The organism is Thiothrix nivea DSM 5205 (assembly GCF_000260135.1).
Classification (GTDB): Bacteria; Pseudomonadota; Gammaproteobacteria; order Thiotrichales; family Thiotrichaceae; genus Thiothrix; species Thiothrix nivea.
In genome coordinates this window covers 3,568,058-3,591,480 of the sequence record NZ_JH651384.1, presented here as the reverse complement: position 1 = coordinate 3,591,480, position 23,423 = coordinate 3,568,058, and the positions used below count along the sequence as shown (strand labels likewise).

Genomic DNA, 23,423 nt, shown 5'->3' with positions numbered 1-23,423 from the left:
TCTATCACACACTTGGCCAGAATCAAGCGTTAAATGAATTATACCGAATCAAATAAAAAATTTATGCGCCCATTCGTCAATTCACGTACCGCCAATCTGAAAACCAACCATCCTTGACCCAGACCTCGTGCAAGGTCGCGCTGCTTTCCATGGGTTCCTTTAACCCTCTCATCCTGATTGCTGCCGTGACTTCCACGTCCACATCGCAGCGTTTGCCAGGCTCAGTACAGGTCACCTTGGTGACCTCGGCTTTTTTCCATAAGCCGCTATGTACCTTGTGCTTGAACATATCCAGTGGGGTAGTTTCCTGGAAAGCCTTGGTGTAGTACTGATAAGCGGCTTGCATATCCCCACTGATCAAAGCATTCCAACGCCCTTCCGCCGCCTTGCCCAACACATCTTCACCAGAACCGCAGGCCGTCAGCAGGGAAGCGGTTAGTAGCACACCGAAAAACTTGTTATTCAACATATTGCCCTCTCAATTGTGGAAAGAATTTGTCGCCATCCATCAGGCGGCGCATACGGTCACGCATTTCTTCGCCAGTCTTGACCAGATCGCGCTGATCCTTGATGGCCGTTGGCGTGATCAGCACCAGCAGTTCGGTACGCTTACCACCTTTGCTGTTACCACTGAACAGGCTGCCCACAACGGGCACATTGCTCAGACCCGGCACGCCATTGCGCCCCTCGGTGTTGTTGTCGCGGATCAGGCCGCCCAGCACGATGGTTTCGCCGCTCTTGACCGCCACATTGCTCTTGATGTTGCGTTGCAGGAAGCTGCGGTTACCGGTGGCGGAATCAACTTCACCCACGTCGGTGATGTCCTGCTGGATGTCCATCTTCACCAAGCCGTTGGTATTCACGTGCGGCGTGACCTGCAAGGATACGCCTGTGTCCTTGTACTGCACGGTGGTAGCCGTAGTCAGGCTAGTGCCATTACCATTCGGGGTGGAGAGGCTACCGGTAAAGACTGGCTGCTGATCCCCCACCTTGATGGAAGCCGTCTGGTTATCCAGTACCAGGATCGATGGTGAAGACAGTACCCGAACCTTGGACTGGCGCGCCAATGCATTCAGCGCCCCCATCACCCGGTCGGCCCCCAGCGTGGCCGAGAAAGAGAAGCCACCCGGTGTTGTGTAACCGTTGCTACCGGAACTCAAACCACCCAAACCGTTCGCGCCAAAGGCATTGCCATTGTTCTTGAAGTACCATTGCAAGCCATACTCAAGGCCGTCCGTCAGGGTCACTTCCATGATGGAAGCTTCCACCTGCACCTGCATAGGCATCACGTCGATGCGCTTGAGCGACTCCAGGATCTGCCTGTAGGCATCCTCATTCGACATAATCATCAAGGAATTATTGATCTTGTCAGCGACGATACGCACTTCTGCATCCGGGTTGATGGTGACGCCGCCATCGGAACCCCCCAGCATGGTTTTGACCGGATCTGCCACCGGCTTGCCATCAGCACCGACAGTGGCGGCATCCAGACCTGGCGCAAGGCTGGAGGTATTACTGCCAGGCAATGCCCCATTGCTACTGCTGCTCTTCTTGCCACCAAAAATCTGGTTGAGCATGTCCGCCAAATGTTCGGCATCGCCATTCTGCACCTGATACACGAACAACTGCTGCCCTGCCGTCTGGCTTACTTGGTCGAAGCGGTCTACCCAGTCCTTCATGTCGCGCAGGTAATCCGGGTTGGCGGAAATGATCATGATGCTATTCATGTGCTCGATCGGCATGATCTTGATCATACCAGCCATGGGGCTGTTGCCGCTTTCCCCAAACAGGGCGTCGAGGTTTTTGGCGACGACCGACACTTCCACGTTTTTCAGGCGATAAATGCCCACCGACATGCCTTTCAGCACATTGACATCAAAGGTATTGATAGTAGCCATCAGGTTGGCGAGTTCGGAACTGGTTCCGGCCAACACCATCATGTTGCGGTTCGGGTCAACCCGCACAAACGCATCGGGGCTGGCAATTGGCTCCAGGATTTTCTGCATTTCGGTGACAGGTATGTAACGCAAGGTCACAACCTGCATACTGTAGCCGGGTTTGATTTTACCGCCGGTGGACGGCATCATGCCCCGCCCCTTGAGGTTGGCGCGGGCAGCCACCCGGTAATTGCCGGTGTCATCGCGGTAAAGCACCGCACCCTGTGATTGCAGCAGGGATTCAAGTGTCGGGATCAGGCTTTCGCGCGGAATCGGGTCGGTCGAGTTGATGGTGACTTCGCCTTCCACACCCGGCTCTACCGTATAGGTTTCCTTGAGGATGTCGCCAAGCACAACCTTGACGACTTCGCGGATACTGGCGCGTTCAAAATTCAGTGCCACGCCAGCTTCGCCGGATGATTTGCCGCTCCGGGTGCTGGGAGCCGCAATGTCAGAACGGTAATATTGTTGGCTACCCAAGATCAGTTCCACATCTTTGTCGTCTTGGGGGGTAGTGACCGAGCCGCTTGGCATGGAATCCCACGCTGGCGTCGCGGGTGGTGTTTCTTCCCGATAGCCAACCGCTTGAATGCCACCGTCATCCGTTGGATGCAGTACCGGGCGTGATAATCCAACCGCAGCAGGTTCCAGCTCCCTGATTGCATCGCTGCGCTGGAAGCCTTTGTTTTTGATATTGCTGCGGTATCCCGGGCTACCTTTGATGGAAGTGCAGGCGGACATCAATACCGCTACACTCACCAGCCCTATAATGCTGTCCCTGTAATTCACAAGCAAACCCCATTTCTTATTTTTTTTATTTAGCCGCCTGATTACCAGAAATCACCAGACGTTTGGTTCATAGTAATAGTTTATTACGATAATAAGAAGTGCACTTCATCGGATAGATTGAAATTATTGACTGGTGGGCGGCTGGGCGGCTGCCGCGTCTTCTCCTGTCAAGGCTCCCCAGCGCGCCGCCATCAGGCGCTGGCGAGCCTCTAGAGCCTCATTGACCGACAGTGCTGGCGGCTGCTTTTCCGCATCAGCAGGGAACGGCAAACCTGCTGTTGCTGCTGGCGCAACGGCATTGGCAAACGGTTGCGCTTGGCCAGCAGGCATTGCCTGTTGCTGACGCTGCGCCTGCTGGTGGGCTTTTTGTTGGGCTGCTGCTGCCCGCGCTTGCACCACCCGCGGATTCTCCTGGGGAGCAGCAAAATCCGCCACCAAAGGGATATCCTGACGCTGGTTGCCCACTTCCAGCAGCAAGCGGTCGGGGTCAATGCCGGTAACTTTCCAGGCTCCCCACGAATCCCCTACCCGTAGACGGACACTGCCACCCGCAGCATTTTCCATGATGCCAAACAGACTGCCTTCCACATCAATAATCCCGATCAGGCGGCCTTGCGGCAAGGTAGTGTCAACCGGCGTGACGATTTGCGGTTCCGGCGTGACCGGTTCCGGCACAAACAGCTTGCGGCTTTCCCAGAACAAGGGAGCCTGCACCATCTGTGGGTAGGCATTCAGGTTAGGCGTATCCAGCACGCTGGCATCCGGAATTTTCACGCTGATGTCAGTGGCCTGGCTCGCACCATTTTCATCCAGCATTTTCAAGCTGAGGATACTCCACGTACCCAGCGCCAGCATGACCATGCCACTGCCCCATAACAGGGGCTGGATCGGTGGGTTAATCAGTTTCGTCAGGTTGATCATTCTTTACCTCCCCACCGCGCCAATAGGTTGAAATCTGTACTTCGGCCTTGACCAGCTGTTGCTGGCCACCTGCATCACCCTCCACCGGCTTGATGTCCAGGCTTTCCACGAAAATCAGCGGACGCGCCCGGTATGCCTGGTGCAACACTTCGCGCAACAATTCCGGGTCGCCCTGGAAAAGCGCCTTGACCATGACCTGCTGGTACACGGAATTCTGTTCTTCGGCTTCATCCGGTTGATCATCCATGACTTCGGAGCTAATCAATACACCATTGTCGCGGGTGATGACCGTGGCCAGGTGTTTCTGCAATTCCTTGGCTACCTGGGCAGACGTCATGCCTGCCGGGTAAAACAGCTTGTCCAGCCCGTTCTGCCGCACCCGTTCGTATTCCGCCATAAATTCCGGTGTCGCCACCGTCATCTGCCGGAAACGGGACAATTGCTGGTAGCCATTGTCAATCTGCTCACTCAACTCCAGCGATTTTTGCGCCAGCGGGATAATGAACAGGAAAACCACCACCACCAGCAACAAGGCCAGTAACCCCCATGACAACAGTTTCTGGTGTTGCCGCCACACGGCTTCATTCAGCATGGGGAACCTCCAGGGTGGCTTCAATGTGGAATCGGTCGCGGCCATTTTCCTTGTTGCGGGTAACGGGCGATTTGAAGCGCACATTCGAGAACTCCGGCGCTTCTTCCAGGGTGTCGATCAAGGTTAGTGCTTTGCCGGATTCGCCGCGGATTTCCAGCTTGCCCCCCTGGATGCCCAGGCGTTCCAGCCAGGTATGCTCGGGGATGTCGGTAGAAAGCTTTTCCACCACATCCAGGGCTACCGGGGAAGTCCGACGCTTGTCTTCCAGAAATTTCAGGGCATCTTCGGCTTCCAGCAACTTGTCACGTACCGCCAGTTGCTCCGCCGTGGACTGGCGCAAATCAGCCAGCGCCGTTTCGACCTGCCCCAGCCGCCGGTATTTGTAGCCCAGCGGAACCAGCAACGACAGCACCAGTGCCGCCAGAAAGAAATACAACGGGATCATCGACCAGCCCTGCGCTTGCCGCGCATCCTGGGAAGCGGTCAGGTTGATATCCGGATGAGCGCCATCGACGGACAGGATCTGCATCCCCTTGCCACCCAGAGCCTGTAACTGCCCCTCCAGGCGCTCCACGACATGTCGGGGCAGCACATAAATATCCGCCAACACCTCCTTGCGGTTCCTTTCGTGCTGGACTACCCGCGCGTCAAAACAGGCATTTTCCGCCGTAAATGGCGTCAAGCGATCCAGCTGATAGCCCACCACCTGTTGCAGGTTTTCCCTGACGGCTTCCGGAAAGTAGTGTTGCAAGTGCAAGACCTGGCCTTTGCCCAGCCGCAGTTCTACCTGATAGGGCTTGTTTCTAGCCTGTTCCGGCAACAGTGTTGGCAAGTGCTGGCTTGCGTCCTGCAAGGAAAGGCTACCCCGCTGCTGTGGCTTACCATCCTGCACCCACAGGGCATCAGCCTGTTGGCCATCACGAACCTGCAATACCAGCCGCGGCAATTCGGCACGGAACAGTTTGCGCACCGAATTGGGTAGGCTTTCGTATAAACCTTCGCCCCACCAGCGCATGAATGTTTGAAATTTCGGAATAAATGACATGGCTATTATTTTTGTATGGTAAACCCCACTGCCGATCCTAACCTACCCGACTACAGGTGTCGAATACAACCCGACCAAATGTACTCGCCAGAAATGTCTGGATACACAGTTTACAAGCCACCGCTCCTGCGTTACGATTGCGCCCTTGTTTTTGCCACGGCAAAGCAACTGCGGAAAGGTGTCCGAGTGGTCGAAGGAGCACGCCTGGAAAGTGTGTATACGGCAACGTATCAAGGGTTCGAATCCCTTCCTTTCCGCCATTATTCAGTTCCATGATGTGTCATGAACTCCCAAAAAGCCCTTACAGGCCGCAATCTGTAAGGGCTTTTTGCTGTCACACCCTCCCATAACCTGCCATACCATCCCATCGAAATGTTTGTACTAGAGTTTGTATCCATGACCCACCGTCAAGAGGATACAAACAATGCTGAATTCACAGCAAGCACCGAAAGGCTGATGCAGCAGAAGAAAACCTGAACACATTCACGGCCTGAAAGTGGGTACAATAACTTGTACTCGCCAACAAAATCAGGATGTGAACAATGGAAGCAATCAGTTATTCAGCTTTTAGAAAAAACTTGTCGAGCGCCTTGGACAAGGTGGAGCAAGACCGTGTACCACTGCTGATTACCCGGCAGAACGGCACGGCGGCAGTGCTGATCTCCCTGGATGAATACAACGCTTATGTGGAAACCGCACACCTTGCAGCAAGCCCGAAAAATGCCGAACGCCTGAACAGGGCAATTGCCCAACTGGAAGCAGGGCGGGGCGTAGTGCATGACATCGTGGAGGTGGAATGATGCTGCTATGTTGGGCTGATGATGCCAGGGATGATTACCTGCACTGGCAGCAAACCGACCGAAAAATACTGAAGCGGGTTAATGACCTGATCAAAGACATGAAGCGCAATCCGTTTAAAGGCGTGGGCAAGCCCGAACCCCTTAAACACCAGTGGGCTGGGTATTGGTCACGGCGCATTACCGAAGAACACCGGATAGTTTACAAAGTGGAAAGTGACCATCTGTATATTGCCCAATGCCGTTATCACTATTAGGGCGTAGCCTGACCCACCACCCACACCACCAGAGCCGGGCAAGCCCCGGCTTTTTGCATCCGCCTGGAACCTTTCTAAGCACCCGAGCCGCACACTACCCCCCCTCCGCACCTACGGGAATTAAAGGGCGTGAAAATATGCACTACCACACCTGCACCCAACCCTTATAGGCACTTGGCTGGATGCAGATTTAGGGACTTGCAGTTTCTATCAACCTGCTGGAGATGCTGGTGATTTACGGCACAACCCGCTGGTGGAGAGCAGCGTGTGGCTGGCGCTGGATGTGCTGGAAATCTTCCGTAGCAGTGTCGACCTGTTTGCCACCAACCGGCTGGCGGAGCTGACCCCGGAAAGCTTTTACTACCGGGAAACGGAAGGCTGTCGTTTGAGCAAGGCGGCCAGACCGCTGTTTTATCGGGAATGGGCCATCCTTGCGGGGGAAGGGGTTGGGGATGGGGAGGATTCGGAGTGGGGATGGACTGGGGGGCTGCACTGGAATCGACTATACTGTACGCATCGCAAGCCCGGTAGCTCCTTATGCCCAGACATTTCAACACGACAGGCCCCGTCCACCCTGATAAACATTACTGCATTGACCCCATGACCCGGCTCGATTGGGAAGAAATCCGTTACCTGATTGCGGCAGAGAAGTCTTTCGTACTGCACGCGCCCCGCCAGACCGGGAAAACCTCAACATTGCTGGCGATGATGGATGTACTGAACCAATCAGGGGAATACACCGCGCTATACATGGGCGTAGAGTCCGCGCAAGCGGCGCGCAACGATGTTGCCGGTGGCATGAAAGCGATTGTTGGCAGCCTGGTGGAAGGCGCGGCCAACCGCCTCAAGGATGTACGTTTGCGTGAGTGGCGCGAATCCGTCTGGGAAATTCACGCAGAATTTGGTGCATTTCGGGAGTTGCTCAGCCGTTGGGCGAAGGATAATGACAAGCCTATCGTGCTGATGATTGATGAAGTGGATGCGCTGGTGGGGGATACGCTGATTTCCTTGTTGCGCCAGTTGCGCGATGGTTACATTGGCCGCCCCGGTGTACCGTTTGCGCAAAGCGTGATCTTGTGCGGGGTGCGCGATGTGCGTGATTACCGCATCCACACCAGCCACAACGAAATCATTACCGGTGGTAGCGCTTTCAACATCAAGGCGGAATCCTTGCGCATGGGCAGTTTTAGTCAGGCAGAAACGGAAGCACTGTACGCCCAGCATATCGCTGAAACCGGGCAGGTTTTCGACCCTGCCATTTTCCCTGAATTGTGGGAAGACACGCACGGCCAGCCCTGGCTCGTCAATGCGATGGGGCATGAGCTGACGTGGAAAGACAAGGCCGCCCGTGACCGCAGCACCCCGATAACCCTGGAACAGTACCGTGCCGCCCGCGAACGCCTGATTTATTCACGCGCCACGCACCTTGACCAATTGGCTGACAAGCTGCGTGAGCCGAGGGTACATGCCGTCATCAGCCGTTTGCTGGCAGGTAACGCGCTGGCAACGGGCGACATGCCTAGCGATGATCTGTTGTATGTGGAGGATTTGGGGCTGATCCGGCGTTTTCCGGTGATGGAAATTGCCAACCGTATTTACCGCGAAGTCATTCCCCGCGAGTTGACTTACAGCACCTGACCTGTTTATCGAATGGCCACTTGATGAGGCGCAAGGTTTTTACGGTGAAGTGCAACGCATCGTGCTGGAGCTGAAAATCCTGCACAAATCGTTGGACAGCACGATTGCCGAAGGCGTGGAACAAACGGCTGGTTATGCCGACCAATGCGGCGCGGATGAAGCCCATCTGGTTATTTTCGACCGCCGTCCGGATGTGTCATGGGATGAAAAAATCTGGCAGCGGCAAGTAAACCGGGGCGAAAGGTCTTTGGGTATTTGGGGGATGTGAGCAAGGTGATCGTGTAGATTGTCACTTTTATTTTTTGTATGCGTTCAGGCGTAAAGAATCCGGTTGGTACAAGCATCCAGATTTTATTCACAATAATATTAACTAATGGTAATATCAAAGAACTAACAAGCACAAGCGCTGCTGGACAATCACAACAATACTAACGAGGAACAAGCGCATGACACGCTACCTGCCAGGAATAGCCATCACCCTTTGCTGTGGGCTACCGCTTTCCGCCCACGCTGACATGCAAACCATCACTGTCGGTAAACTCAAGGCCGCCCCGCAAATTGACGGTTCAGCGGATGACTGGAGGGATGTCGCAGGCGTCGACATCCCCCTTACTTACCTGAACCATCCGGAACAAACCAAAACCGTATTCCTGAAAGCCGGTATATTCGGTGACGAAGTGTTCCTCTACAGCGAATGGGACGACAGCACGGAAGATACCCAGCACAAACCGCACGTATGGGATGAAGCCCAGCAGAAATACGTGGAAGGCCCGCAACGCGAAGACCGTTTCGCCATTGAGTGGGCTATGGAAGGCGATTACGACGCCAACTGGTTTTCCGGCAAGGAATTCAAGGCCGACATGTGGAACTGGAAAGCAGGCCGCACCAACCCGATTGGCATTGCCCACGACAAGATGACCATCATCAGCAAGCAACCGATGCAGGAATCCTACAAGGCCGAACTGCCGGATGGCTCCAGCCTCTACATCCAGCGCCCCAGCGACGCGGGCGAAGAGCCGTATGAAACCAAGCGCTATTTCAAGAAGCAGCAGGATCTGATGCCCAAATACCTGCCCCGGGCGGTCATGCAAGCCAGCATGGATGATGTCAAGGCCAAAGGCATCTGGAAAGACGGCAAATGGCATCTGGAACAAAGCCGCAAGCTGGACACGCAGTACGCCGACGACGCCAAACTGATCCAGGGTTCCAGCATCAAGGCAGCCATTGCGGTATTTGACCATGATGACAATGAGCGCCACTTCACCTCCGGCACGCTTCTTTTCAAATTCTAGGCACGCCCTACCGACATGCGTATTTTTACCAACCTGCGCTGGCTGCAACTGATTGACGCCGCCCTGCTGAGCATCATGCTGGGGGTGATTGCCATGCTGTTATGGTTCAGCCTCAGTGACGTTTCCAGCAAGGCGCGGCAACACCAGCAAGAAGCTACCGCAGCGTTACAGGACGCCAAAGCCTCTTTCCTTCAGCAAATCGAGCTGGAAACGCGGATTGATGCCCAGCGTGAAGCCTACGACCTCCTGGACGAAGCCTTTTTCAAATTTGCCAACAACCCCAACAGTGACCGGGAACAACTACCCCACCTGCACGAATTATCCACCGAACTGCTGGCAGAATACCAAAACCTGACAGCCGTCTGGCCTGCCAACGCGGGTGAAGCACTCAGGGAACAACTGGAAGAACTGACCGGCATCATGGCCGGACTTGCCGATGAACTGGACACCCTGTCACCCGGGCACTGGCAGCAACTGGCGCGCGATGCCCATGACACTGCCCGTGACGCCCGCGAACTGATGGAAACCCTGGAGTCACTGGACGACGCAGCCGCGCAGCAAGTTGTCAGCACCATCCAGCACTCCATCGACGCCACCAGCAACAGCACCGCCCAGATGGCAACACGGCTGGAAACCATCAAGCAACGCGCTTCGTGGGTAACGGCTTTGCTGATTGCGGGTCTGCTGGTCAGCCGTTTCTACTTCTCCGGCAACTTCAAGCAACTGATCCTTAAGGCGCAGCACGCCCAAGCCGTAGCGGAAGACGCGGTGAAAACCAAGGCGCGTTTCCTCGCCACCATGAGCCACGAAATCCGCACCCCCATGAATGGCGTCATCGGCATGACCCGCCTGCTGATGAACACGCCCATGAACAAGAAACAGCTTGAATTTGTCGAAAGCATCCACCTCAGCGGCGAACACCTGCTGACCGTCATCAACGACGTGCTGGACTTTTCCAAGATCGAAGCAGGCAAGCTCGACCTCAAACACGAACCGCTGGAACTGCGCGCCTGCATCGAAGACGTGCTCAATCTGCTCACTTCCAAGGCGCTGGAAAAAAACCTGGAACTGGCTTACGCCGTCGGCCCCACCATCCCGCTGTTCATCGAGGGCGACGTGGTGCGCCTGCGGCAAATCCTCACCAACCTGATCGGCAACGCCATCAAGTTTACTGACAGCGGTGAAATCACCGTGTTTGTCATGCCGCGCAGCCATCATGGCGACGAATACGAACTCGAATTCCAGATCAACGATACTGGCTCCGGCATCCCGGAAGAGCGGCTGGAAAGCATCTTCGAGCAGTTCAGCCAGGCCGACAACGCCCTGACACGGCGCGGCGAAGGCACCGGTCTGGGGCTGGCCATTTCCCGCCGCCTGGTGGAAATGATGGACGGGCGTATCTGGGCAGAAAGCACCCTGGGCGTTGGCAGCCGCTTCCACTTCACCATCCGCGCACGCAAGGGCGAAGGCAAGCTCAAACCCTTCCTGCACCCCGACATTCCGGAAATTGTCGGCAAACGCATCCTAATTGTTGAAAACAACCCGGCCAACCATCAGGCGCTACGGGATTTCTGCACCGGCTGGGGAGCCACGGTCAGGGCATACTGCACCAGCAGCGAAGCCATCGCGGCCATAGCCAGCGGCCATGCCTTCGACATCGGCCTGGTGGACAGCAACCTGCCGAATGCTTCCGCGCTGGATTTCGGTAAATACGTGCGCACGCGCTACAGCAAGCACGAATTCCCGCTGATCCTGATCGCCCCCCCCAATGACGCGCACCCCAAGGAGAGCGTGCGGGAAATTTTCAACCTTTACCTGAGCAAACCCATTACCCGCAGCCGCCTGTTCGACAGCCTGATGACCGTGATGGGGGAACTCAACCTCGTCACCGCTCGCCCGGAACAATCCCGCCTCAAACTCGGCGAGCGCCTGCCACTGGCCATCCTGCTGGCGGAAGACAACCCCATCAACCAGATCGTGGCTGCGTCCATCCTCGACGAAATGGCCTACAAGGCGGAAATTGCCGAAAACGGCCTGCAAGCGCTGGAAGCCCTGCGCAAGAAGCCCTTCGATGTCATTTTCATGGACATGCAAATGCCGGAAATGGACGGGCTGGAAGCCACCCGCCGCATCCGCGCCGAATTCCCGCCCGCACGCCAGCCCGTCATCATCGCCATGACCGCCAACGCCATGGAAGGCGACCGGCAACAATGCCTAAACGCCGGGATGAACGATTACATCAGCAAACCGATCCTGCCGGAAGCGATCGAAACCGCCCTGCAACGCTCACTGCCCAGCCTGCCACGGCAGCCCGAGCGGGTGTAGAGCAAGTAGCCGCCATGAATATATTCCGCCACACCAGCCGGATCTGTCTCCTGACCTGTATCCTGGACGGGCTAATGCTGGTAACGCTGACAACAATGGCGTTTGCCTTGCTGCAACCACGAGCATTCCCGTCTGTTATCAGTAATTGGTTGCCATGGGGCATATTAGGGGCAAACATCTCCCTTACCATCACCCGCTACCGCTTTGCCAGACAGTTGCAGACGATGGGGGGCATTATCAACAAAGCCAAAACAGCCCAACACGTTGCCGAGGAAGCCGTCAAAACCAAGGCGCGTTTCCTTGCCACCATGAGCCACGAAATCCGCACCCCCATGAATGGCGTCATCGGCATGACCCGTTTGTTGATGAACACCCCCATGAGCAAAAAACAATCCGAGTTCGTGGAAAGCATCCACCTCAGCGGCGAACACCTGCTGACCGTGATCAATGACGTGCTCGACTTCTCCAAGATCGAAGCAGGCAAGCTTGACCTCAAGCGGGAAGCTTTCGACCTGCGCGCCGCCATTGAGGACATCCTCAACCTGTTGCACGCCAAAGCGCTGGAAAAAAACCTGGAGCTGGCTTTCGCCGTCGGCTCCTCCATCCCCGACTTCATCGAAGGGGACATGGTGCGCCTGCGGCAAATCCTCACCAATCTGATCGGCAACGCCATCAAGTTCACCGACAGCGGCGAAGTGACCATTTTTGTCATCAGCCGCAGCCATCATGGCGATGAATACGAACTGGAATTCCAGATCAATGACACCGGCCCCGGCATCCCACCCAACCGCCTTGACAGCATTTTCGAACAGTTCAGCCGCGTGGATGAAAAACAGGTACAACGCCATGAAGGTACCGGCCTCGGTCTGGCCATTTCCCGCCACCTGATCGACATGATGGACGGGCGTATCTGGGTGGAAAGCACCCTCGGCATTGGTAGCCGCTTCCATTTCACCATCAAGACCCGCAAGGCCAATGGCACGCTCAAGCCCTACCTGCTGAAAAACATTCCCGGCATTGCTGACAAGCGCATCCTGATTGTTGAAAACAACCCCGCCAGTTGCCAGGCACTCAGGGATTTCTGCCGTGGTTGGGGCGCATCCACCGACGCCGTGCACACCAGTGCTGACGCCATCAGCCGGATTGCGGTCGGCCAACCCTACGACCTTGCCTTGATCGAAAGCAACCTGCCGGGTGACGCACCGCTGGAACTGGGCAAATACATCCGCAAACGCTTCAGCAAACAGGAATTGCCCATGATCCTGATTGCCCCGCCCAATGACCGGCATCCCAAGGAAAGCGTGCGGGAACTGTACAACCTTTACCTGACCAAACCCATTACCCGCAGCCGCCTGTTCGACAGCCTGATGACCGCCCTGGGCGAAGCCAGCCTGGCAGCCACCCGCCCCGAATGTTCCCGCATCAAGCCAGGTGAACGCCTGCCGCTTGCCATCCTGCTGGCGGAAGACAACCCCATCAACCAGGTTGTTGCTACCGCCATCCTGGAAGAGCTGGCCTACACAGCCGATGTGGTGGAAAATGGCCTGCTGGCGCTTCGGGCACTGCAACAACGCCATTACGATGTCATCTTCATGGACATGCAAATGCCGGAACTGGACGGGCTGGAAGCCACCCGCCGCATCCGCGCCAACTTCCTGCCCGAGCGCCAACCCGTCATCATCGCCATGACTGCCAACGCCATGGCAGGCGACCGTCAGGAATGCCTGAATGCGGGCATGAACGACTACATCAGCAAACCCATACTCCCGGAAACAGTCGCGGCAGCCTTGCAGCGCTGTTTCCCCGCCCATAAAAATCCGTAAAAAAACGAGAAAAACCATGAAACTGTTAGCCCATGAAACCTTGCAACACCTGCCTGCCGTCATCCTGCCGCGCCTGATCAGCATGTTTGGCGACACTACCCCTGCCCTGCTGGCCGAAATCCGCCAAACGGCAGACAGTGGCGACCTGCCAAGCATGGGCAAGGCCGCCCACAAACTGAAAGGCTCCTGCGCCAGCCTGGGCGCTGAACACATGGCCGAAATCTGCAAGCAACTCCAGCACAAGGGCGAAAGCAATGACCCGGAAGGCGTCAGCGACATGGTGGAAGGACTGGAACGGCTCTACCCCATGACCCTGGAAGCCTTGCAGGAAGCCGCGTAACCCCGCCATTCCCAAACAGTAGCGATGCTGCTACAGTGGCTAAATGCGAAAACATCTGGTGACATTCCTGATTCTGTTGATGGCTGCCCTCCCTGTATGGTCAGCAAGTACGGTTTGTTGTCACCTGAAAACAGCCTCGTCCACACAACCTATGCCCGCGCACCACTGCTGCGATCACATGAAAATGGACAAGCAACACTGTCACCACGCTTCCGGCGCAGATCAAACCGCCAAGAACGGTGATTGCCACTGCGACCAGTTCCAGCACAGCCAGTTTGTGTTGAGCCTGCCGGAAATCCCGCTGTTGCAGCCTGCGCCGCATTTTGCGCCCGAGATTGCCATTCCCACCCCGCTGGCCGAGCGCCACGAAACCATCATTCGCCCACCGATTGCCTGACCGGTAGAGGGCTTGCGCCCGAAATCCCCCTCGTTCCCCCTTTTGCAAAGGGGGAGGTGAAGATTGCAAGATCGACAGGTAAACCGATGAAAACCATTCTGTCCTTGATATTCGTGCTGGGCTTATTGCTGTCCGGCACACCAGCAGCGTTTGCCGCAGAAGAACTTTACATGTGCCCGATGCACCCGCAGATCACAGCGCACGAGCCGGGCAAATGCCCCATTTGCGGCATGGATCTGGTACTTCAGGAACACCACGACCACGCCAGCCAGGATACGCCCGCTGGCACACCCGCCGTACAGGTCAGCCCCAGCACTGCGCAAAGCATGGGCATCCGCACCGCCAAGGCAGGTGAACGGCGCATGGCGCGCATCACCAACACAGTCGGTTACATCAACTACAACGAAGATGCACTGGAACATGTCCACGCCCGTTCCAAAGGCTGGGTGGAAGTGCTTAACGCCCGCGCCGCCGGTGATCCGGTGAAAAAGGGCGAAGTGCTGCTGGAATATTATTCCCCCGACATTCTGGAAGCGCAACATGAGCTGCTGGTCGCCAAACGTACCGCCCACCTGATGTCGGAAGCCGGGCAGAAATCCTTGTTGGCCACCGCTGAAAACAAGCTGCGCCTGCTGGATGTACCGGAAAGCCTCATCAGCAAACTGCGCAGCAGCGGCGAAGCCATCCGTCGCGTGCCGGTGCTGGCTCCGCAGGATGGCGTCATCACCAATATCGGCGCGCGCGAGGGCATGTACATCGGCCCCGAAACCGAGCTTTACACCGTCACCAACCTCGATTCCGTGTGGGTGCTGGTGGACGTGTTCGACCAGCAGATGGATGCGGTGAAAGTCGGCAACATGGCCGAAATCCGCACCGATGCGTTGCCCCGCCATACCTGGGAAGGCAAGGTCGATTACATTTACCCTGATCTGGTCGGCCAGACCCGTACCCTCAAAGCCCGCATCAAGTTTGACCTCAAGGACGCCAAACTCAAACCCAACATGTTCGTCGATGTACGTATTTACGATGCCACCCGCAAGGCGTTGGCGATTCCGAAAGAGGCCATCATTCCCGCCGAGGACGGTGCGCGGGTGGTGAAAATGCTGGCAGAAGGTGAATATGTACCCGTTTCTATTACCACCGGCCTGAAATCCGGCGATTACGTAGAAGTGCTGGACGGCTTGCAGGCAGGTGATGAAATCGTCGTGTCCGGCCAGTTCTTGCTCGACTCCGAAAGCAACCTGCAAGCCAGCTTCCGCCGTATGAGCGCGGAATAAGGAGGTCGCCATGTTGACAGTGATTATTCGCGCCTCCATCCAGAACCGTTTTCTGGTGCTGATAGCAACCTTGCTGCTGGCGGCGTGGGGCGTGGTTTCCACCCTGCGCACGCCGCTGGATGCGATTCCTGACCTGTCCGATGTACAGGTGATCATCAAAACCAGCTACCCTGGGCAGGCTCCGCAGGTGGTGGAGGATCAGATCACATATCCGATTACCACCACCATGCTTTCCGTGCCCAAAACTACCGTGGTGCGTGGCTATTCCATGTTTGGTGACTCGTATGTGTATGTGCTGTTTGAGGATGATACCGACATCTACTGGGCGCGTTCACGGGTGCTGGAATACCTGAGTCAAGCGGCCAGCCAATTACCCTCCGGGGTAGAGCCGCGCTTGGGGCCAGATGCTACAGGTGTTGGTTGGGTCTACGAATACGCGCTGATCGACAAGACCGGCAAGCACGATATTGCCCAGTTACGCAGTTTGCAGGACTGGTTCCTCAAGTATGAACTGCAAACCGTGTCGGGGGTGTCGGAAATCGCCACGGTCGGAGGCATGGTCAAGCAGTATCAGGTGGTGGTCGACCCGCAACGCCTGCGTGCCTACGGCCTGACGCTGGGTGAAGTGAAAATGGCCATCCAGAACGGCAATCAGGAAGCGGGTGGCTCGGTACTGGAACTGGGCGAAGCCGAATACATGGTGCGTTCCAAAGGCTATCTGAGCAAAGTTGAGGACATCGAAACCATCCCGATCATGGTCGACAAGCAAAGCGGTGTGCCGGTATTGCTGCGTGATATTGCCTCTGTGCGCATCGGCCCGCAAATGCGCCGGGGTATCGCTGAACTCGATGGTGAAGGCGAAGTGGTCGGCGGCATTGTCGTCATGCGTTACGGCGAAAACGCCCGTGAAGTGATAACCAACGTCAAAACCAAACTGGAAGAATTGAAAAAAGGCTTACCGGAAGGTGTGGAAATCATCCCGACCTACGACCGTTCCGGCCTGATTGATCGCGCGGTGGAAAACCTTGGCCACAAACTGCTGGAGGAATTCGCGGTGGTGGCGCTGGTGTGTCTGGTGTTCCTGTTCCATCTGCGTTCGGCCTTTGTTGCTATCGTCAGTTTGCCGCTGGGTGTGCTGATTGCCTTCACCGTCATGCACCAACAAGGTATCAACGCCAACATCATGTCACTGGGCGGTATTGCGATTGCCATCGGCGCGATGGTGGATGCGGCGATTGTGATGATTGAGAATGCACACAAGCATCTGGAGCGGAAGGAGGCAGGGCATGATCACTGGGAAACCATCGCCCAATCCGCCAGTGAAGTCGGCCCCGCCCTGTTCTTCTCCCTGCTTATCATCACTCTCAGTTTTATTCCGGTCTTCATGCTGGAAGCGCAGGAAGGCCGTCTGTTTGCACCACTCGCTTTCACCAAAACCTACGCGATGGCCGCAGCCGCGGGCTTGTCTGTCACGCTGATTCCGGTGCTGATGGGCTATTTCATCCGTGGCAAATTGCCCAAGGAAACCAGTAACCCGCTGACCCGAGTACTGATCTGGCTGTATCGCCCGTTACTGCGTGCCTGTCTCTGGAAGCCGTGGTTGACGCTGTTGGTGGCGGTAGCGCTGACAGCTTCAGCGTATTACCCGCTGCAACACATCGGTTCCGAATTCATGCCGGAACTGGAAGAAGGCGACCTGCTGTATATGCCCACCACGCTGCCGGGTGTTTCCATCGGCAAGGCGCAGGAACTGCTGATCCAGACCGACCGCCTGATCAAGACGCTGCCGGAAGTTGAGCGTGTATTCGGTAAGGTCGGGCGTGCCGAAACCGCTACTGACCCTGCGCCGCTGACCATGATTGAAACCACCATCCTGCTCAAGCCCAAGTCTGAATGGCGGGAAGGCATGACCCTGAAAAAGCTGATCGAGGAACTGGATAAAACCGTGAAGTTTCCGGGTCTGACCAACGCCTGGGTACAACCGATCAAGACCCGCATCGACATGCTGGCAACCGGTATCAAAACACCGGTTGGGGTGAAAGTTTCCGGCCCCGACTTGCAGCAGATCGAAAAAATCGGCGCGCAACTGGAAAGCGTGCTGAAGGATGTGGAAGGTACCGCCTCGGTCATTTCCGAACGTGTTTCCGGCGGGCGCTACATTGAAATCACCCCCAGGCGTGAAGCCGCCGCGCGTTACGGCCTCAACATCGCTGACATTCAGACCCTGATCAGTTCGGCGGTTGGGGGCAGTAATGTCACCCAGACCGTGGAAGGGCTGGAACGTTACCCCATCAATCTGCGTTACCCGCGTTACCTGCGTGATGACATCGACAAGCTGAAGGAATTGCCACTGGTAACACCATCCGGCGCACAGATTCCGCTGGGCAAGGTGGCCGATTTCAAGGTCACGGAAGGCCCGCCGATAATCAAGACCGAGAATGCGCGGTTGAATGGCTGGACATTCGTCGATATTCGCGGCGTTGACCTTGGTTCCTATCTCAAGGCTGCGCAGGCGAAAGTGGCGGAAGACATCAAGCTACCAGCCGGTTACAGCATTGCGTGGGCGGGGCAGTACGAGTATTTGCTGCGGGTGAAAGACAAGCTGCTGCTGGCGGTGCCTGCCACCCTGTTGATCATTTTCGTGCTGCTGTACATGACCTTCCGCAGCATGGTGGAAGCGCTGGTGGTCATGCTGTCGCTGCCATTTGCACTGGCGGGTGGCATCTGGTTCGTGTGGTGGCTGGGCTTCAACTTCTCGGTTGCTGTTGCGGTCGGTTTTATTGCACTGGCGGGTGTGGCGGCGGAATTTGGTGTGATTATGCTGGTTTACCTCGACAATGCGTGGAAACGGCATCAGGCAGATGGAAAACTCGCGCTGGCCGATTTGCGTGACGCCATTTTCGAGGGAGCGGTGATGCGGGTGCGCCCCAAAGCCATGACGGTGGCAGTGATTGTCGCCGGTCTGGTGCCGATCATGCTGGGCAGTGGTACGGGTTCCGACGTAATGCAGCGCATCGCCGCACCGATGGTGGGAGGCATGGTGACAGCGCCGCTGCTGTCGTTGCTGGTGGTTCCGGCGGTTTACCTGATCTGGAAATCCCGCCACACATCAAGCTAAGGCTGCATGTCCGCAGTGCAGTTCCAGCACGGTTTGCAGCAGCTCTTCCGGCTGGAACGGCTTGGCGACGTGGGCATTCATGCCCGCACTCAGGCAGTGTTCCTTTTCTTCGACCATGGCGTTGGCGGTTAGGGCAATGATGGGTAGCTCCCGGAAACGCGGCAGTTTGCGGATGGCGCGGGTGGCTGCATAGCCATCCATCAGCGGCATCTGGATGTCCATCAACACCACATCGAAGGGGATGTCATCCGGGTTGGCGGTGATTTTGTCGACGCCTTCCTGGCCGTTATCGGCAACATCCACCTGCGCGCCGAACTGGGCCAGCATTTCTGAAGCAATCAGCTGGTTGATGGGGTTGTCTTCCACCACCAGAATGCGCAAACCCTTCAGCGGGGAAGCGGCGTCCTCTGCCGTCGGCGTTTTGGCATGGTTGCGTTTGCCCCGTTGGCGCAGGAACTTTTCCATATCACGGGGCAGAACCGGTTTCGACAGGAAATAATCGACCTGCTGCTGGCTGCACAGCTCATGAATTTCGCTGTTGTCATAGGCGGATACCACCACGATGGACGCCTGCTGTGCCTGCGGCAGTTCCCTGAATGCTGTCATCAGTTTTTCACCACGCAGGCCGGGCATTATCCAGTCGGTAAAGATGAAGTCAATCGCCCCGCCCTGGCGGAGGATGTCGAGGGCTGCCTCGCCGCTGCTGGCGGCAAGGCTCTGGATGTTGAAATGCATCAGCATACGCTGCATGGCAGCGCGCGCGGGGGCGTGATCATCCACCACCAACGCTTTGTAGACGTGCAGGTTGTGCAGCGGCTGGCGGATAATGGTCTGTTGCGTGCGCACCAGCGGCAAGTCGATGCTGAAACGGGAACCCTGACCCGGCTCGCTGCTGACGCGGATGCTGCCGCCCATCAGATCCAGCAGGCGCTTGACGATGCTCAGGCCGAGGCCGGTTCCGCCATACCGCCGGGTGGTGGAATCGTCCGCCTGGGTGAATTCCTGGAACAGCCCCTGCATGGTTTCCTCGCTCATGCCGATACCACTGTCTTCGACGCAGAGTTGCAGGCGGCAACGGGCGGGCGTGTTTTCCAGCACATCCGCCCACACCAGCACATGACCGCCTGCGTCAGTGAATTTGATCGCGTTGGTGAGCAGATTGGTGAGGATTTGCTCCAGACGCAGCGCATCCCCGGCAAAACTGCCGCTATCGCCGACCAGCGAGGTATTGCGCAGTTCCAGCAGCAATTCGATGCCCTTGTCCCCGGCGCGTTGCCGTTGCAGGATCATGGCGCTGCCGAGCACGTCTTCCAGCAGGAAGGGCGCTTGTTCGAGCACCATTTTGCCTGCTTCGATCTTGGAGAAGTCGAGGATGTCGTTGATGATGCGCAACAGTGACTGGGAAGCGCTCTGGATCTGGTTGATGTAATCGCGCTGTTGCTGGTTCAGGCTGGTGTTGAGCGCAAGGTGGCTGAGGCCGGTGATGGCATTCATCGGCGTGCGGATTTCATGGCTCATGTTGGCCAGGAACAGGCTCTTGGCCTTGCTGGCGGCATTGGCGCGTTCGGTGGCCTGTTCCAGCCGCGCATTGGTGTCACGCAGAATGGCTTCCGAACGGTGGCGCATGATGGCGGAACCGAAAGACGCAGCCAGGGATTGCAGGATGGCGCGGTCTTCCGTCCCCCACGGGTAATGTTCGTGGCAGTTGTCAAAGCCGATGAAACCCCAGAAGTTTCCGCCTGCATTCACCGGCAGCACAATCAGGGAGAGGATCTCCTGCGGCTCCAGGATGGCGCGTTCACTGGCGGGGAATTCGGCTACCCGCCCTGCCACCACCTTGCCTTGCGAGAGTAGCCCGTACCAGCGCGGGAATAGCTGGTCAAACGACAGGTTCTGCAATGCCGGGTTGTCAAGCTGGATACTGACGCCCTCACCCGCCCATTCATAGCGCTGGCTCATCAGGTTTTCGCCGCTGGCCGGGTCTTGATGGTATTCAAACAGGTATACCCGATCCTGACCCGTCGCCTGACCTACCGAAGCGATTGCCTGTTGCACCGCTATTTCAATATCCGGTTCCGACAACAGGGTTTGCACGGCGGCGGCTACCGATTGCAGCAGCTTGTCCTTACGCAGCAGCATGTCTTCGGCCTGCTTGCGGGCGGTGATGTCGCGGCCAACTTCCAGGATATACTCCGGGCGGCCTTCGGCATCGCGGATCAGCTGATTGTCACTGTGGCACCAGTAGGTACTGCCATCCTTGCGGATAATTTTCAGGGTAATGTCAAACCTGATGTCGCAGTGCGGGTCTGCCAGCCGTTGCGGGGAGAGGTGCTCTTCCGCCAGATGCAGGAAACGCGCGTATGAGTCGGGGCACATGAGCTTTTCATACGCCAGCGTGTTGAATTCATCCGCTGAATAACCCAGGCGTTTGAACAGGGCGGGCGTTGCATAGATAGGGCGCATATCCAACCCCAACACGCCGATGTAATCCTGCATGTTTTCCGTGATGATCCTGAACAGCCGGTTTTGCTCCTGGGCTTCCCGTTCCTGAAATTTGCGCTGGGTAATGTCGCGGATGTCGGCAATGACGCTGTGCCCGTCATCATGCAGGTTGAGCGACACCGAAAACCAGTGTTCCTTGCCTTCCAGCAGCCGGGAATATTCATAACGGCGGTTTTTCCCACTGTTGCGGACTGCTGCCGCGCAAGCATGGTGCAATTCTGCGGCAGGTATCAAGGTATGGAAACTTTTGCCCACAATGCTTTCTGTTGGCAATGCCAATGCATGTTGCGAGGGGCAGTGCGCATCAATAATGTGGTCATCCGCATCCAGCACAAATACCAGATCGCTCATGGCGGTAACGATAGCCTTGTACTTGTTTACCAGCGCCATGAGTGTCTGGTCGGTGTCCGCCTGATCCGAAACCGGGGAAGTGGATATGCTCATCATGATCCCTGTAATTCTTTATAGTTATAAATTGATTAAATAAAATTATACAACCGCGACAGGGTTCTGACCATATCGCAATGGAAAAGCACCGACAGAAAAAAGCCACCGCGAACGGTGGCTACAACAAGCCTCAGGGGAACAACACCTCAAGCAAACGTGTCATTGAACAAATTGGTCGTCCAGTCAAACATACGGCTGTAATTTTTGCTGGAAGGCGCTGCTGCCGCGCCAAACGATTCCGGCACCAGCTTCATTGCGCCGCTGGCCTGATCATAGGCATACACCGCCGTCAGCCACGAAGCCGTGCTGGCCGAAATCGGGCTGTAACAGGCCGAATTGGTGACAGGTGCGGCATAAGGCTGGCTGCCGGACAGTAGGCGCAAAATTGCATCCGCGCACACTTTGGCTTCCGCATTGGCAATATGCCCGGCCTTGGGTTGCCCGGTGCCTTGCGAGTCGCCAATGATGTGGATGTTGGGCACGGCGGTGGATTCGTAACTCAGCGGATTCACCCCTGCCCAGCGCCCACCCACATTCGCCAGCCCGGATTGCAGGACGATAGCCCCGGCCTGTTGCGGCGGGATCACGTTCAGCACATCAGCCTTGAAGTCACCCAGATTGGTTTTCGCCACGCGCTGGTCGGAATCCACGCTTTGCAACACGGCATTCGGCACGTACTCCACCCCATAGCTGGCAAACGCATTGCCGAAAATGGTCGGCTCAACCACGATCGCCGGGTTAGCGTCCAGCACGGTCACTTTGGAACCGGGCTTGTTGGTGCGCAGCCAGTCCGCCACCACGCAGGCGCGTTCATACGGCCCCGGCGGGCAACGGTAAGGGGTAGCCGGAATGGTGATGACGAAACTGCCGCCCACAGGCATAGCCGCCAGTTGCTGTTGCAGCAAGGTGGTTTGCGCCCCCGCTTTCCACGCATGGGGAACCTTGTTGCTGTCCAGCCCCGGCACATCCATGAACTCGATCCCCGGTGCAATCACCAGCCGGTCGTAATTCAGGGTCGTGCCGTTGCGCAGTTGCACCGACTGGTTGGGGGCATTGATGCTGTCCACCCAGTCATGGATGACCTGGATGCCATACTTCTGCGCCAAGGTGCTATAACTGAAGCTGATCTGCCCCAGGTTACGCTGGTTGTTCAACACCAGATTGCTAAGGATGGGGGAATAATACGTCGTGTTGGGTTCCACCAGGGTCACATCGACAGTATTCGACCAGTAGCGCAGATACTTGGCTACTGTTGCCCCGGCAAACCCGCCACCGATCACCACCACCTGTGGACGACCGGTGGCGGCCTTGATAACCCCCGGAAACGCGGCAGCAGCCGTGGCCGCCGAAGCCAGCCCCAGGGTTTGCAAAAATTGACGGCGATTTAGATTAGCCATTAGTCATTCCCTCCGTTGGCGCTTCTGGGCAGTGCGGCAAGATAGGCTGACAGCGAGCGGATCTGGTCTTCGCTATAACCTTTGGCCTGGTAATGCATGATGTCCACATCGGTGCTGTATTTCATTTCCAGCATTTCACTGACCAGTTCTGCCGAGCTTTCACCGGTAATGCTTTCAATACCGCTGGCGGAACTGCCATTGGTGCCGTGGCACTGGAAACATTGCGAGGCCAACAGGCGTGCGCCGTCCGGGGCATTGATGGCGGGGGCAGTGCCGCTGCCCGTTGTGGTGGTTGTAGTCCCCGTCGTGCCGGTGCTGGTAGAAATTGTGGTTCCTGTTCCCGTTGTGCCGGAATCATAGTCCCCACTGCTACTGGTGGCAGAGCCGCCACAGGCGCTGAGCACCACCCCTAGCACAACCGCCAAGGGAATGTTTATACTAGCTTTCATCGCTATCTCCTTTTACCAAGTGCTTACCCAAACGCTGGGTAAGTCGTTCATGCCCCGGTGGTCGCAACACCGGGGTATCT

The 23,423-nt window shown here is 56.7% G+C and carries 20 protein-coding genes and 1 tRNA gene; 13 read left to right on the top strand and 8 right to left on the bottom strand.

Translation table 11 applies throughout. The features are described from left to right. Window positions 1-76 precede the first annotated feature (76 nt). The 5 genes from THINI_RS17975 to THINI_RS17955 all read right to left on the bottom strand — a co-directional run bounded on the left by THINI_RS17975 (window position 77) and on the right by THINI_RS17955 (window position 5,254). Window positions 77-469 (bottom strand): hypothetical protein, encoded by a 393-nt coding sequence (locus tag THINI_RS17975; protein WP_002709955.1) that lies wholly within the window; start codon window positions 467-469, stop codon window positions 77-79. Then, window positions 459-2,726, bottom strand: a complete 2,268-nt coding sequence (gene gspD, locus THINI_RS17970) for a type II secretion system secretin GspD (RefSeq protein WP_002709954.1) — start codon at window positions 2,724-2,726, stop codon at window positions 459-461. The genes THINI_RS17975 and gspD overlap by 11 nt, the downstream gene beginning before the upstream one ends. Before the next feature lie 123 nt (window positions 2,727-2,849). Beyond that, on the bottom strand, window positions 2,850-3,647 hold the full coding sequence (locus tag THINI_RS17965; protein ID WP_002709953.1) for a hypothetical protein: 798 nt from the start codon (window positions 3,645-3,647) through the stop codon (window positions 2,850-2,852). Next, a complete protein-coding gene (gspM, locus tag THINI_RS17960; RefSeq protein ID WP_002709952.1) occupies window positions 3,622-4,239 on the bottom strand; it encodes a type II secretion system protein GspM in 618 nt (205 codons plus the stop codon). Before gspM ends, THINI_RS17965 begins: the two co-directional genes overlap by 26 nt. Next, window positions 4,229-5,254, bottom strand: a complete 1,026-nt coding sequence (locus tag THINI_RS17955; RefSeq protein WP_002709951.1) for a PilN domain-containing protein — start codon at window positions 5,252-5,254, stop codon at window positions 4,229-4,231. The genes gspM and THINI_RS17955 overlap by 11 nt, the downstream gene beginning before the upstream one ends. Before the next feature lie 202 nt (window positions 5,255-5,456). Between THINI_RS17955 and THINI_RS17950 the strand changes: the two genes are divergently transcribed. The 13 genes from THINI_RS17950 (at window position 5,457) to THINI_RS17900 (ending at window position 18,548) form a co-directional block, all read left to right on the top strand. Then, window positions 5,457-5,544 (top strand) — tRNA-Ser (locus tag THINI_RS17950). 282 nt (window positions 5,545-5,826) lie between these two features. Then, window positions 5,827-6,084: a type II toxin-antitoxin system Phd/YefM family antitoxin gene (locus THINI_RS17945; protein ID WP_002709950.1), complete on the top strand. Its 258-nt coding sequence runs from the start codon at window positions 5,827-5,829 to the stop codon at window positions 6,082-6,084. Beyond that, window positions 6,084-6,338, top strand: coding sequence for a Txe/YoeB family addiction module toxin (locus THINI_RS17940; RefSeq protein WP_002709949.1), 255 nt, complete (start codon window positions 6,084-6,086; stop codon window positions 6,336-6,338). Before THINI_RS17945 ends, THINI_RS17940 begins: the two co-directional genes overlap by 1 nt. A gap of 265 nt (window positions 6,339-6,603) precedes the next feature. Next, entirely contained in the window at window positions 6,604-6,942 is a 339-nt protein-coding gene (locus THINI_RS25790) for a CRISPR-associated endonuclease Cas1 (RefSeq protein ID WP_002709948.1), read from the top strand. Continuing rightward, complete coding sequence (locus THINI_RS17935; RefSeq protein WP_002709947.1) at window positions 6,939-7,976, top strand: DEAD/DEAH box helicase family protein; 1,038 nt, start codon at window positions 6,939-6,941, stop codon at window positions 7,974-7,976. The genes THINI_RS25790 and THINI_RS17935 overlap by 4 nt, the downstream gene beginning before the upstream one ends. Before the next feature lie 49 nt (window positions 7,977-8,025). Continuing rightward, window positions 8,026-8,244, top strand: coding sequence for a hypothetical protein (locus tag THINI_RS26740; protein WP_002709946.1), 219 nt, complete (start codon window positions 8,026-8,028; stop codon window positions 8,242-8,244). A 178-nt stretch (window positions 8,245-8,422) separates the two neighbouring features. Further along, on the top strand, window positions 8,423-9,268 hold the full coding sequence (locus THINI_RS17930) for an ethylbenzene dehydrogenase-related protein (RefSeq protein ID WP_002709945.1): 846 nt from the start codon (window positions 8,423-8,425) through the stop codon (window positions 9,266-9,268). A 15-nt stretch (window positions 9,269-9,283) separates the two neighbouring features. Then, on the top strand, window positions 9,284-11,593 hold the full coding sequence (locus tag THINI_RS17925) for a hybrid sensor histidine kinase/response regulator (RefSeq protein ID WP_002709944.1): 2,310 nt from the start codon (window positions 9,284-9,286) through the stop codon (window positions 11,591-11,593). 14 nt (window positions 11,594-11,607) lie between these two features. Further along, window positions 11,608-13,416 (top strand): response regulator, encoded by a 1,809-nt coding sequence (locus THINI_RS17920; protein WP_002709943.1) that lies wholly within the window; start codon window positions 11,608-11,610, stop codon window positions 13,414-13,416. A gap of 16 nt (window positions 13,417-13,432) precedes the next feature. Continuing rightward, entirely contained in the window at window positions 13,433-13,756 is a 324-nt protein-coding gene (locus THINI_RS17915; protein WP_002709942.1) for an Hpt domain-containing protein, read from the top strand. Between the two features lie 178 nt (window positions 13,757-13,934). Then, a complete protein-coding gene (locus THINI_RS17910) occupies window positions 13,935-14,153 on the top strand; it encodes a hypothetical protein (RefSeq protein WP_040839570.1) in 219 nt (72 codons plus the stop codon). 86 nt (window positions 14,154-14,239) lie between these two features. Next, complete coding sequence (locus THINI_RS17905) at window positions 14,240-15,430, top strand: efflux RND transporter periplasmic adaptor subunit (protein ID WP_002709940.1); 1,191 nt, start codon at window positions 14,240-14,242, stop codon at window positions 15,428-15,430. 10 nt (window positions 15,431-15,440) lie between these two features. Continuing rightward, window positions 15,441-18,548 carry an efflux RND transporter permease subunit gene (locus THINI_RS17900; protein ID WP_002709939.1) on the top strand — a complete coding sequence of 1,036 codons (3,108 nt, stop codon included), beginning with the start codon at window positions 15,441-15,443 and terminating at the stop codon, window positions 18,546-18,548. Here THINI_RS17900 and THINI_RS23720 read toward each other — a convergent pair. From THINI_RS23720 to THINI_RS26090, 3 genes are all read right to left on the bottom strand, one after another. After that, on the bottom strand, window positions 18,540-21,497 hold the full coding sequence (locus THINI_RS23720; protein ID WP_081485880.1) for a response regulator: 2,958 nt from the start codon (window positions 21,495-21,497) through the stop codon (window positions 18,540-18,542). The genes THINI_RS17900 and THINI_RS23720 overlap by 9 nt on opposite strands. Before the next feature lie 146 nt (window positions 21,498-21,643). After that, complete coding sequence (locus THINI_RS17890) at window positions 21,644-22,894, bottom strand: NAD(P)/FAD-dependent oxidoreductase (protein ID WP_002709937.1); 1,251 nt, start codon at window positions 22,892-22,894, stop codon at window positions 21,644-21,646. Further along, window positions 22,894-23,343, bottom strand: a complete 450-nt coding sequence (locus tag THINI_RS26090) for a c-type cytochrome (RefSeq protein WP_002709936.1) — start codon at window positions 23,341-23,343, stop codon at window positions 22,894-22,896. Before THINI_RS26090 ends, THINI_RS17890 begins: the two co-directional genes overlap by 1 nt. Between the last annotated feature and the right edge of the window lie 80 nt (window positions 23,344-23,423).